The organism is Nocardia sp. NPDC049935 (assembly GCF_055586645.1).
In genome coordinates, this window is the sequence record NZ_JBVJHV010000002.1 from 201438 (window position 1) to 213954 (window position 12517).

10 protein-coding genes are annotated in these 12517 nt (G+C 67.5%); 7 read left to right on the plus strand and 3 right to left on the minus strand.

The window, feature by feature from the left end; translation table 11 throughout:
- Window positions 1–350 precede the first annotated feature (350 nt).
- From recF to dnaA, 3 genes are all read right to left on the minus strand, one after another.
- Window positions 351–1568, minus strand: a complete 1218-nt coding sequence (gene recF, locus ACZ6SF_RS09200) for a DNA replication/repair protein RecF (protein ID WP_466061543.1) — start codon at window positions 1566–1568, stop codon at window positions 351–353.
- Between the two features lie 185 nt (window positions 1569–1753).
- A complete protein-coding gene (dnaN, locus tag ACZ6SF_RS09205) occupies window positions 1754–2929 on the minus strand; it encodes a DNA polymerase III subunit beta (RefSeq protein ID WP_466061544.1) in 1176 nt (391 codons plus the stop codon).
- Between the two features lie 1246 nt (window positions 2930–4175).
- Entirely contained in the window at window positions 4176–6380 is a 2205-nt protein-coding gene (gene dnaA, locus ACZ6SF_RS09210) for a chromosomal replication initiator protein DnaA (protein WP_466061545.1), read from the minus strand.
- Between the two features lie 606 nt (window positions 6381–6986).
- Between dnaA and rpmH the strand changes: the two genes are divergently transcribed.
- The 7 genes from rpmH (at window position 6987) to ACZ6SF_RS09245 (ending at window position 12460) form a co-directional block, all read left to right on the plus strand.
- Window positions 6987–7130 (plus strand): 50S ribosomal protein L34, encoded by a 144-nt coding sequence (gene rpmH, locus ACZ6SF_RS09215; RefSeq protein WP_163822445.1) that lies wholly within the window; start codon window positions 6987–6989, stop codon window positions 7128–7130.
- A gap of 105 nt (window positions 7131–7235) precedes the next feature.
- Entirely contained in the window at window positions 7236–7640 is a 405-nt protein-coding gene (rnpA, locus tag ACZ6SF_RS09220; RefSeq protein WP_466061546.1) for a ribonuclease P protein component, read from the plus strand.
- Window positions 7637–7981, plus strand: a complete 345-nt coding sequence (gene yidD / locus ACZ6SF_RS09225; RefSeq protein WP_466061547.1) for a membrane protein insertion efficiency factor YidD — start codon at window positions 7637–7639, stop codon at window positions 7979–7981. The genes rnpA and yidD overlap by 4 nt, the downstream gene beginning before the upstream one ends.
- Window positions 7982–7985: 4 nt before the next feature.
- Window positions 7986–9077 carry a membrane protein insertase YidC gene (gene yidC / locus ACZ6SF_RS09230; protein WP_466061548.1) on the plus strand — a complete coding sequence of 364 codons (1092 nt, stop codon included), beginning with the start codon at window positions 7986–7988 and terminating at the stop codon, window positions 9075–9077.
- 82 nt (window positions 9078–9159) lie between these two features.
- A complete protein-coding gene (locus ACZ6SF_RS09235; RefSeq protein ID WP_466061549.1) occupies window positions 9160–9705 on the plus strand; it encodes a Jag family protein in 546 nt (181 codons plus the stop codon).
- Between the two features lie 178 nt (window positions 9706–9883).
- Window positions 9884–10615, plus strand: coding sequence for a 16S rRNA (guanine(527)-N(7))-methyltransferase RsmG (rsmG, locus tag ACZ6SF_RS09240; protein ID WP_466061550.1), 732 nt, complete (start codon window positions 9884–9886; stop codon window positions 10613–10615).
- 888 nt (window positions 10616–11503) lie between these two features.
- Entirely contained in the window at window positions 11504–12460 is a 957-nt protein-coding gene (locus tag ACZ6SF_RS09245) for a ParA family protein (RefSeq protein WP_466062228.1), read from the plus strand.
- Window positions 12461–12517: the final 57 nt, after the last annotated feature.

The window sequence follows — 12517 nt, forward strand, 5'->3', positions numbered from 1 at the left end:
CGCTCCACTCACCGGTTCGAGTTATCCCCAGGTTCGACCGGTATTCCTCAGGTTGTGCACATCCGGGAACTACACCTCGACGCCGCGTACCCGACTCGGACGCCACCGGGCCGAGAAATTGGAAACTCCCAGTTCAGACCAGGTTTTACGAGGTTCGGTGCGGGTTGCCTGCGAGCGCACCGAGCCGCTGCCCGGATACGGGCCGACGACCTGGGGGAACAAGTTATCCACAGGGTGTGTATAACTGTGCGCTACCTGCCGGGCGGGATAACGGCCCGACGTATCGGCTCACTCTACGAACGGCCCGGCCCGCATGCAAGACGGAAACCACCGCGTGTCCGCGGTGCCGGTTATTCGCCGGCCGCGGCGGAGCGCTCCCCGTCGCCGGGACCCGGCGCGGCCTGCGCCGGAGGCGCGGACAACCGCGAAATACGGTGTTCGGGATCACCGGTGGTCGTCACCCGCAGGGTGGCGCCGGCGAGTTCGGCGGGAACGTCCTCGGGCACGGCCGCGGTGACCAGTACCTGTTCCGCGGCCGCGGCCACGGCCGCCAGCGCCGTCCGGCGGCGGCGATCCAGCTCGGCGAAGACATCGTCGAGCAGCAGTACCGGTTCGGTGCCCGCGGCCCGTAACAGCTCGAAGGCGGCCAGCCGCAGGGCGAGTGCGAACGACCAGGACTCCCCATGGCTGGCGAAGCCCTTGGCGGGGGTCTCCCCGAGCATCAGGTCCAGATCGTCGCGATGCGGACCCACCGTGCAGACGCCGCGTTCCAGTTCCCTGGGCCGGGCCGCGGCGAGTTCACGCAGCAGCGTTTCCTCCAGCACGGCGGTATCGCCCGGCTCGGGAGCCCGGCCCGGATCGAGCAGTTCCTCCGGTAGGGAGCCACTGCGGTACCCGATGGCGGCCGGACGGGATTCGGGCGCCAACGCCGTGTAGGCGCGAGCCAGATACGGATGCAGTTCGTGCACCAGACGCAGCCGTTCGGCCAGCAGCACGGACGCGTGCGCGGCCAGGTGGCCGTCCCACACGTCCAGGGTGCCGAGTTCGGCGCGGCCCGAACGACCCGCCGTCTTCAGCAGGGCCGAGCGCTGCCGCAGCACCCGGTCGTAATCGGCGCGGACACCGGCCAGACTCGGCCGGCGGGCGGTGCACAGCTCGTCGAGGAAGCGGCGCCGCTCCCCCGGGTCGCCGCGTACCAGCGCCAGGTCCTCCGGCGCGAACAGCACGGTGTGCAGAATGCCCAGGATCTCGCGAGGGCGGCGCACCGGTGAGCGGTTGATCTGCGCCCGGTTGGCCGCGCCGCGGTTGAGTTCCACGTCGATACGTAGTTCGCGGCCCAGATGCACCACGTTCGCGCCGATCCGGGCACGTTCGGCACCGGTGCGGACCAGCGGTGTATCGCTGGAAACCCGGTGCGAACCGAGTGTGGAGAGGTAGCCCAGGGCCTCGAGCAGGTTGGTCTTCCCGTTGCCGTTGGCACCCAGGAAAACGGTAGGGCCTGTGGATAACTCGATCTCGGCGAGTTCCCAGGAACGGAAATCACGCAAGGTCAGAGCACGGATATGCACCTGTTCACACCGTCCGTGGTATCACCACGAAGTTATCCACAGCTGTGGATAACTTCGGATTGTGCAGGTCGACGCGCGGGTTTGCGGCGATATCGCTCCCCCGCGCCGGTTCGCTCCTCGTGGGATCACCCGCTCCGGCGCCGAGGCGACTCGGACGCCGGGGCGGCACTGCCGGGCCCACGGGCTCAGCCCGGGAGCCGGACCGGCATCAGCAGGTAGATGTAATCGCTTTCCAGGGCCGGATAGGCGCCGGTCTCGAGCGGTTCCGGGGTTTCCTCGGCGGCCGGCAGCAGCACCGCCGGACGGCTGGGGGTGGTGAACCCGAACGTCACCCGATCGGAGCGCAGCGCGGAGAGCCCGTCGATGAGGTACCCGGGGTTGAAGGCGATGGTGAGCGGTTCGCCCCGGAAATCGGCGGTGAGCCACTCCTCGGCCCGGCCCGCGTCGTCTCCGCCCGCCGAGAGCAACAGTCCCTCCGCGGAGAACTCCAGACGGACCTGGGCGCCGCGCTCGGCCACCAGGGCGACGCGTTTGATCGCCTCGGTGAGCGAGGCGACCTCCAGCGTGGCGATGGAGGTGTGCTCCTTGGGCAGCAGCTGCCGGAACTTGGGGAATTCGGCATCGAGTAGCCGGGTCGTGGTCCGGCGGCCGCCGTTCACGATCCCCAGCAGTCCGTCTGCCCCCGCGCCCGAGCCCAGCGACAACTGCACGGGCCGATCCGAGGCGCCCAGGGTCTTCGCGGATTCGGAGAGCGTGCGGGCCGGGATGAGGACCGCGGTCTCGATATCGGTGCGGGCCGGCTGCCACTGGATATGGCGGACCGCGAGCCGGAAACGGTCGGTCGCCGCGAGGACGACCTGCGGTCCCTCGATCTCGACCCGGATACCGGTGAGCATGGGCAGCGTATCGTCGCGGCCGGCGGCGACGGCGACCTGGCCGACCGCCTCAGCGAACACATCGACCTGCAGTTCCCCGCTGGACTGTGGCACCTCGGGCAACTGGGGATAATCCTCGACGGGCATGGTCGGCAGCGAGAACTTGGCACTTCCGCACTGGATCAGCACCCGGCTGCCGTCGACCGAGACATCCACCGGCTTGTTCGACAGCGCCTTGGTGATATCGGCGAGCAGTTTGCCGGAGACCAGGACCTTGCCCGGACCGGCGACCTCCGCGGCGACCCGCATCTGCGCGGAGACCTCGTAGTCGAACCCGGAAACCGTCAAACCGTCCTCGTCCGCGACCAGCAGGACTCCGCCGAGAACCGGGACCGGCGGGCGGGACGGCAGACTGCGCGCCACCCAGGCGACCGATTCCGCGAAATCCTCACGCGCGACCCGAAACTTCATGCCTGCAAGGTCCATCGCCCGAGGTGTCCTCTCCCGTTCAGTGTGGATCGGTGGCCGTACTGCCCCCGTGTATCCGGCTGCGCCTACTCCTGCTCCGCCGACGCGGTAGCCGCGCGATCGGTGAACCGGCTCGATCGCCCGAGAAGTCCGGCACACGCGACCGACATCAGACCGTACCCGGTTTCCGGTGGCCGGGTCGGCTGCCCCTCCGTGTGGAGGATACGTCCTCCGGGGCCGGACGGACCAGCGCTACCCGGCTCGGGACCGGCCGGGCCGGGATCGGATGCGGGGGACGACTGTGGACAACGAACGGAAACCTGCCTTCTCGGGATCCACAGTTCTCCCGGACCACCGGTGTGGACAACGCCGCTGCCGTCCGTGCGGCTCTCCTTGCCGGTTCCGGTTCCGGTTCCGGGAGCGGTTCGGTTCGTGCGGTCGGCTCGGCGGCTTGTCCACACATCCTGTTTTGAAGAGAAATTCTCTAGGGGAAGAACAGGAGTAGTAATAGGCCCTGTGGAAACTGTGGATTTTCCCTGTTTTCCCAGTTGGAACCGCGTGTCGGCCTGTGGACCGCCCTGGGATAACTCGAGGATGAATTCGCCCGGGCTGTGGACAGGATCGGTTGTCCACACTGCCTCCACAGTTCATCCCCAGTTCGCTCCCCAGTTTTCGCCGGGTTGTGCACACTGTGTACGAATCCGTGGACAACCTGTGGATTCCTCGAGGATTCCCCAGGGATTCCACAGGTTGTCCCCATGCCTCTGACCGGATCGCTCCAGATCAGTACTTGTGGATGAATCCGCCTGTGGAAACTGTGGATAACGTTCCTGTGGACAAGATCTCGGCACCGGGTGCCGAAGCTGTGGAAGAACCGGTGGACAACCTGTGGAATCCCTGGGGAATCCACAGGGTCGGCCGCCGTATAACCCCAGGTCAGAGCATCCACAGGCTGTTAGCGGAATACTTGTGTATGGATCCGGTACAGCAGCGGCTCGGCCGCGGCCGAGCCGGACGCGAGCAGACCGTGATTCGCCAACTCGATTGCGTCCGTGCGGCATTGCGCCGTGCGGGGCGGGCGATCGGCACGGATCACGGCCCGCGTCCCGGAAGCCCTATCGGCGGGACGAATGGGCGCTGATCGGTCCGGTACTCCGATCGCACCGGTTCGGGCAGCAGCCGTGGCAGGTGTGCGGATCGCACGAAAGAGCGGTGTGGCCCGGCGTCACGAGACGCCGGGCCACACCGCCGGATTCCGGATCGGTTACCGGGAGCGCTGTTTGATCCGCGCGGTGAGTTCCTGGACCTGGTCGTACACGCGGCGCCGCTCCGACATCTCTTTGCGGACCTTCTTCTCCGCGTACATGACCGTCGTATGGTCGCGGCCGAACGCCTGGCCGATCTTGGGCAGCGAGAGGTCGGTGAGTTCCCGGCACAGGTACATCGCGATCTGGCGGGCCTGGGCGAGCGGCCGCGCCTTACCGGGCCCGGTCAGCTCCTCCATCGAGGTGTTGAAGTACTCCGCGGTGACGCCCATGATCGTCGAGGCGGTGATCTCGACGTCCTGTGATTCGGGCATCAGATCGCGCAGCACCACCTCGGCCACGGATTGATCCAGCGGCTGACCGTTGAGCGATGCGAACGCGGTGACCCGGATCAGCGCCCCCTCGAGCTCGCGGATATTGCGTTCCACCCGGCTGGCGATGAGTTCGAGGACATCGTGCGGTACATCCAGGCGATCCATTCGCGCCTTCTTACGCAGGATCGCGATCCGGGTCTCGAGCTCCGGCGGCTGCACATCGGTGATCAGTCCCCACTCGAACCGGGTACGCAGCCGCTCCTCCAGGGTGGCCAGCTGTTTCGGCGGCCGGTCGGAGGACACCACGATCTGCTTGTTCGCGTTGTGCAGGGTGTTGAAGGTGTGGAAGAACTCCTCCTGGATACCTTCCTTGCCCTCGATGAACTGGATATCGTCGACCAGCAGGATGTCGGTCTCCCGGTAGCGGCGTTTGAACGCCACCTTCCGGTCGTCGCGCAGGCTGTTGATGAAGTCGTTGGTGAATTCCTCGGTCGAGACGTATTTGACGCGCATCCCCGGGAACAGCCGCTGCGCGTAGTGGCCGGCGGCGTGCAGCAGATGGGTCTTGCCGAGCCCGGAGGCGCCCCAGACGAACAGCGGGTTGTAGGCCCGCGCCGGAGCCTCCGCGATCGCGACCGCGGCCGCGTGCGCGAACCGGTTGGACGCGCCGATGACGAAGGTCTCGAAGGTGTACTTGGCGTTCAGGCTCGCCGACGATGAGGCGGGATCGGCGGTTTCGGCCGGTTTGGCGAAGAACGTGGGCCAGGAGTCCCGGACGTTCACCACCTTTTCGTCCTCGTGGTCGTCGTCGACCGGCTCGATCCCGGAATCCCGCACGCTTTCGCGGAGACTGTCGCGGTCGCTGTCCCGGCGCGGATCGCGTCCGGTTGTTTCGGCGGCCGGAATATCGGGTGCGAACAGGGTGTCCTGCGCCGGACGGCTCGTGCGACGCGGCGGCAGGGCCGCGGCCGGCTCCGATCCGGAATCCCGGACGGGCGGCGCGGGACGTTCACGACCGCCCGCGGGCTCCGCGATATCGGGCCGGCCCGCGGAGTAGACCTCGCGGTACTCGGCAGGCGGGTACTCGCGGTCCCGCTCGTACCTCGGTTCCCGGGTGTATTCGGCCGCCGGCGCGTACTCCCGGGGATAGGGCCGCGGCGCGGCATACGGTGCGGGGCCGTCGCCGCCCCGCACCGGCGGCGAATCCGGGAACTGCGCACCCTGTGGCAGCTCGGGAAGGGCCGCGCGCCGGGAATGGTCCGGACCGGATGGTTCGGGAGCGCGTGGACGGGTGGGGTTCAGGGGCAGTTCCCCGGTCAGCGGTAGCTCGGCCTCATGGGAGAAGTCCTCGCGCGGATAACGCACCTCGCCGGGCGGATTACGCGGGAACTCCGAATCTCGCTGATAGCCGCGGGCGGGATACTCGCCGCCGTCGGAGTCATGGGACGGCTCGGCCTGCCAGCCGGGCTCCGGAGGCCCGGCGGGTATCGGGGACGGCACCGTCCCGGGGCGAGCGGATCCGAACGGATCCGGCCGGGTGGTGGCATCGGGGCGGCTGGTCATCCGCGCGTGCCGAGGCGGGCCGCTGTCCGCTCCGGTGGGCACCGGGGCGGCGATGCGCACCCCGAGGCCCTCCACCTGGGGGCCGAGCCGCCGGCCGAGTGAGCGCAGAATGGGTTCGCGCAGATCGCGTTCGATTGCTTCCTGGGCGAGCGAGGACGGAACCGAGAGCAGCGCGAATCCCTGTACCACCATCAGCGGTTTGACGAGCTTGAGCCAGGCCTGCTGGGCCCGGGTCACCGCGGCGATGGCGCCGTCGGGCGAACCGGTGGTCAGCTCCGCGACCACCGTCGGCCACACGGTGGCCAATACGTTCTGCTCGTCGTCCATCCAGTGTCCTCCCCGGGAGTCGGTTGCTCGGCGCAGACGTCCGGGGCTCGCGGTGCGTCTACTCTACTGGTTAGGTCCAGCGACCCCGCGGACGTACGCCCGACCAGAGCTGCCGCAGCCGCCGGGTACGGCGCCCGGGGGCGCTGCGACGGGTACGGCGCCCGAGGGGCGCTGCCGGGAATCCCCGATTTCCCGGCCGCGGCGTGGCGCCGTCGGCCCTACGAATATGCCATTCACAGGGTATTTCCACACAATTATCCACAGATGTGCACAATCTCCGTGTACCGCCGTTCTGGTCGCGCGGTGCGGACGCCCCGGTGGCGGGCGCACGACCTGCGTTCTCGCGGACCGGACCGGCCCGCGGTGATGATCGCCACCGCTCATGAATCGCGGCCCCGCGGCGCGACCGTCGCGCGGATCGCCGCGACGGGGGCGAGTTTGACCCGGTAGAACTGGATAAGTACCCTCGTACAGTCACCCCTCGGCGCGGTGACCGTTCTGTGCTGACCGTTCGCCAGGACCGCGGTGCCGAGTAGGGGACATCGCCAGAATCATTGAAAAGCTTCGGGCGCCGCCGGGCGTCCACCAATTCGAGGAGTGTTCACCGTGGCCAAGGGCAAGCGGACGTTCCAGCCGAACAACCGTCGTCGGGCGCGGGTCCACGGTTTCCGTCTCCGGATGCGGACCCGTGCGGGCCGCGCCATCGTTTCCGCGCGGCGCCGCAAGGGCCGCGGCGCCCTCACCGCCTGATCGCCCGTCGTATTCGGTGCCCGATGCCCGGTTCGCCGAACCCCGTGGCCCACGCCGCCGGTAGTTCAGCCCGGCCGGCGGTTCTCCCCTACCCGGGATCTCCGGGTGCTTCCTGAGCCGCACCGGCTGCGTCGCCGTGCCGATTTCTCGCGGACGGTGCGCCGCGGCCGGCGCGCGGGAAAACAGGATGTGGTCGTCCACCTACTGGCCGACCGGCCGGATCCCGAGGCGGGTGAGTTCGGGGTCCGTTTCGGTGGCCCGCGTTTCGGGTTGATCGTCAGCAAGGCGGTGGGTCCCGCGGTCGTACGGCACCGCGTGGCCCGCCGCCTGCGTCATATCTGCGCCGAACTGATCGCGGAGGTCCCCGCCGAAGTGGATATCGTGATTCGCGCACTCCCGGGCTCCGCTACCGCCTGCGGCGACGAGCTCCGTCGCCAGTTGCGCAGCGGCCTCCGCAAGCTCGACGCCCGTCCCGCCGGCGCACTCGCCGAAGCCGGTACCTCGCGATGAGCCCCCGCGGCCGTCGTCTCGCGCCCGCTCGCTGGCCCGCGAATATTCTGATCTTTCTCATCGAGCTGTACCGGACCTATGTCTCCCCCACCCGTATGCCGGTCTGCCGATTCACCCCCACCTGCAGCGAGTACGCGGTCACCGCGTTACGCACCCGGGGGCTGGTGATCGGCCTCGGACTGACGGCCGCCCGGCTGGCCAAATGCGCACCCTGGCACCCTGGTGGATGGGATCCCGTACCGGAGCGGCGGCGCAACGTCGACCACGACGATCCGCGGACCGAAGCTTGTAAGGGATCACCGCACGCGGTGATCGGTGACACTACCGACGGGAGTGCATAGAGCCGTGCTCGATTTCATCTACTATCCGGTGTCCTGGATCCTGTGGTTCTGGCACCGGGTCTTCGGCTTCGCCTTCGGAGCGGACAACGGTCTGTCCTGGGCGCTGTCCGTGGTGTTCCTCGTCTTCACGCTGCGCCTGGTGCTCTACCGGCCCTTCGTGAGACAGGTCCGGACCACCAAGCAGATGCAGGAGCTGCAGCCTCAGATCAAGGAGCTGCAGAAGAAATACAAGAACGACCGCCAGAAGATGGCGACCGAGATGCAGAAGCTGCAGAAGGACCACGGCTTCAACCCGCTCATGGGCTGCCTGCCGATCCTGGCGCAGGTCCCGGTCTTCCTCGGTCTGTTCCACGTGCTGCGGTCGTTCAACCGGACCGGCCACGGATTCGGGCAGCTCGGTATGGATCCCTATACCAACGCCCACACCCCGAACTACGTCTTCAACGCCGACGATGTGCAGTCGTTCCTGAGTGCCCGTATCTTCGGCGCCCCGATCTCGGCCTTCATCACCGCACCGGTGGACGAGTTGCAGGCCTTCGCCGACTACGGCGGGGTGCCCAGCAAGATCAGTATCGCCGCGGTCGCCATTCCGCTGATGGTCATCGCCGCGATCGCCACCCACTTCAACGCGCGTGCTTCCGTCGCCCGGCAGACTCCCGAGGCCGCGGCCAACCCGCAGGCCGCGCTCATGAACAAGCTGGCGCTGTGGGTGTTCCCCTTCGGTGTGCTGATCGGTGGTCCGTTCCTGCCGATCGCCATCCTGCTCTACTGGGTGTCCAACAACATCTGGACCTACGGCCAGCAGCATCTCGTCTTCGGCCGCATGGCGAAGGAAGAAGAAGCCAAGGCGCTGGAGCGTAAAGAGAAGCAGTCGCAGAACGCGCCGAAGCCCGGCGCGAAACCGGTCGATACCAAGAAGAAGCCGGCGGTGAAGTCCGGCGACGAAGCGGATACCGACTCCACCGCGGACGGCGCCGCGAGCAGCAACGGTTCGGCTCCCGCCAAGGCCGCCGGTAAGCAGTCGGGCCAGCGGAGGTCGAGTGGTCAGAAGCGACCCGGCAACCGCGGCCGCGCCAATCAGAAGCGCCGGCGCTGACCGCTCCCCTACCGAGACCCCTTGTGATCGGGATCCGGCCGGCCCACCGGCGGAGTTCCGACGAGCAGATAAAAGGAAACATATGACTCTCGAGACCGAAGGCGGCGACGCCACCGTATCCGCGACCGTGGTGGAAGCCGATCCCGATGACGCGGTGAGCGATGCCGAAGAGGCGCTCATCGAAGAGGGCGAGATCGCCGGCGATTATCTCGAACAGCTTCTGGATGTGCTCGACTTCGACGGCGATATCGATCTCGATGTCGAGGGCGACCGCGCGGTGGTGAGTATCGACGGTGGCAAGGATCTGTCGAAGCTGGTCGGTCACAGTGGTGAGGTGCTCGACGCGCTGCAGGAGCTCACCCGGCTCGCGGTGCAGCAGTCGACGGGCGTGCGCAGTCGGCTGATGCTCGATGTCGCCGGCTGGCGGGCCAAGCGGCGGGCGGATCTGAGCGAACTCGGCGCGGCGGCCGCGCAGCGGGTCCTGCAGACGGGATCCCCGGAGCAGCTCGCGCCGATGACGCCGTTCGAGCGCAAGATCGTGCACGACGCCGTCGCCGCGATCGACGGAGTGGCCAGCGAGAGTGAAGGCGTGGAGCCGAATCGCCGGGTTGTGGTCATCCCGGAGTGAGACGGCTGTCCGGCCGGATGCGGCCGGTGGTTGGATAGGGCTCGGGTCCGATGGACCCGGGCCCTTTCTCTGTCCGGCGCGCGGCGGTCCCGGTTGCCGCGTGTAGCGGATACGGTTGACCCCCTACCGGGTGGCCGGTTCACTCCGGCGCGAACGATCACATAGAAGGGTGTTTCACGTGAAACCAGATCTCGGCGACTCGGCGGCCGCGGCACCGGAGTCGCGCCCCCCGGCGGAGGCGGAGGTCGTATTCGGTGACCGCGTGGGCCTGGCGCGTCGATATTGGAATGCGCTGGCGACCGCCGGAGTGGAGCGCGGACTCATCGGTCCCCGCGAGGTGCCGCGCCTCTGGGAGCGGCACATCCTGAACTGTGCGGTGATCGGCGAACTGATCGGTGAGGGCGCCTCCGTCGTCGATATCGGGAGCGGTGCCGGGCTACCCGGGATCCCCCTCGCCCTCGCCCGGCCCGATCTCGAGATCGTTCTGGTCGAACCCCTGCTCCGCCGGACCGTGTTCCTGAAGGAATTCATCGACGACGCCGGCCTCGATATCACCGTGGTGCGCGGCCGGGCCGAACAGCCCGGGGTGATCCACGAAGCCGGTGGCGCCGATGTGGTGACGTCTCGTGCGGTGGCTCCCCTGGCGAAGCTGGCCGAGTGGTCGCTCCCCCTGCTGCGCGACCACGGACATATGCTCGCGCTCAAAGGCTCCAGCGTCACCGAAGAGCTGGAACGTGATCGGGAAGCGGTCGAGCGGACGGGCGCCGGGAATTTCAGCGTGCTGGCGTGTGGCGCGGAAATCCTCGCGACCCCCACGGTCGTACTGTCCGCGGAGCGGCTCCGGCGTTCGGAACGGCCGTCGAAGAAATCCAAGAAGCGAACTGTCCGGGCGGAGCGACGGAAGGGCTGACTCCTGTCCCGCCGGTCTCGAGCCGGCGACGGGAGTCCGGGCGCGCATCGAACGACTCCTGATCCGCCTGAAGGACGCGGCGGCGATGGCGATGTTTCACGGGAAACATCGCCGGGAGCCTCGTTGGTCTCCGCGCTCCGCCGAACCCGGTACCGGACCGGGATATCGCGATCTGCCGGTTCGGTCGCCGCAGAGTCGATCATCGGCGGCGCGCGCGGATCGGTGATCGTCGCCGTGGGGATCCGGCGGTTCCGAATTTCCGGTCGGTTCGTTTTCGGTAGGCCCCTGGATTGTCGCCCGGACGGCGGATCCGGCACGTTGTGGTTCCGTGGGCCGCGCGTGCGTGGGTCCGCGCCGCTCCCCTACTGGGCCGAAGATCATCGGTGTCGCGGAGTCCTGCCTCATAGAACGGCACGGGCCGCGTATCGATGTTTCACGGGAAACATCGATACGATCCGGGTGCCGGAAGGTCTCCGGGAGCTGTGTCACGGGACGAAATCGACAGAGTTGAGCGTGTCGCGGGCGCGTCACAGCGATTCAGCTTTCCTATCCCGTCCGTGACTGGCAAGCTATTCACCGTCGGGCGTGAGCGTCGGTGCCACGGAGGGAACTTCGTATCGCAGCGGTGACGCTCCGCCCGGTCGACTGGCGGCTCAGCGTCAGCGTCGGAGGAGGTAGCTTCGCGTGACACGCATCGGTGCGAAGCCGCCCGGTCAACACGGACGCCGCGGTCCTGGTCGTGGATCATGATTCGATCCGGTCCGGCTGGTTTCGACTACACGACGCCGGCGTCCGTCAGGCCACGTGATCTTGCAGTTCTCGCGTTAGGAGCGGTCTATGTCGAGCGGTTCAGCGAATGTTTCACGGGAAACATCACGCGTACCGGGAATGCTGGACAACAGCAATATCGGCCCGGAGGCGTTCGGGAGTACGCCGTACGGTCATATCTCCCCGTCAGAGACGCCGATCGCCGCCGAGGCGCACCGTGCGAGCCAGCTAATGCATCCAGGAAAGGTGACAGTGCCGAAACCGCATGAGCAACGCATCATCACCGTCGCCAACCAGAAGGGTGGTGTGGGTAAGACCACGACGACGGTGAATCTGGCCGCGGCCCTCGCGCATCAGGGCATGAAGGTGCTCGTGATCGACCTGGACCCGCAGGGCAATGCCAGTACCGCCCTCGGCGTCGAGCATCACTCCGGTGTTCCGTCGACCTACGAATTGCTGATCGGCGAGATCAAGGTCCAGGACGCGATCCAGCAGAGTCCGCACAGCGACAATCTGCTCTGCATCCCGGCGACGATCGATCTGGCGGGCGCCGAAATCGAACTGGTCTCCATGGTGGCGCGCGAAGCGCGGCTCAAGGGCGCCATCCAAGAAGCGAATATCGCGGGCTACGACATCGATTACGTCATGATCGACTGCCCGCCGTCCCTCGGGCTGCTCACCATCAACGCGATGGTCGCGGCACGCGAGGTGCTGATCCCGATTCAGTGCGAGTACTACGCCCTCGAAGGCGTGGGCCAGTTGATCCGCAATATCGGACTCGTGCAGTCGCATCTGAATCCGGAACTGCATGTGTCCACGGTCGTCCTCACCATGTATGACGGCCGGACCAAACTGGCCGATCAGGTCGCCGAGGAGGTACGCAGTCATTTCGGCGATGTGGTGCTGCGCTCGGTGATCCCGCGCAGTGTGAAGGTTTCCGAAGCGCCGGGCTACGGGATGACCGTGCTCGACTACGATCCGGGTTCCCGGGGTGCCATGAGTTACCTGGACGCGGGGCGCGAGATGGCCGCACGTGGGGCGGCGCGCTATGCCGCCGTCGCGGACGGCGCGGAGTGAGTAATCGGATCGGGTGTGATCGGGCGTGGTTGTGGAAGCGGGCAAGGGAAAGGGTCG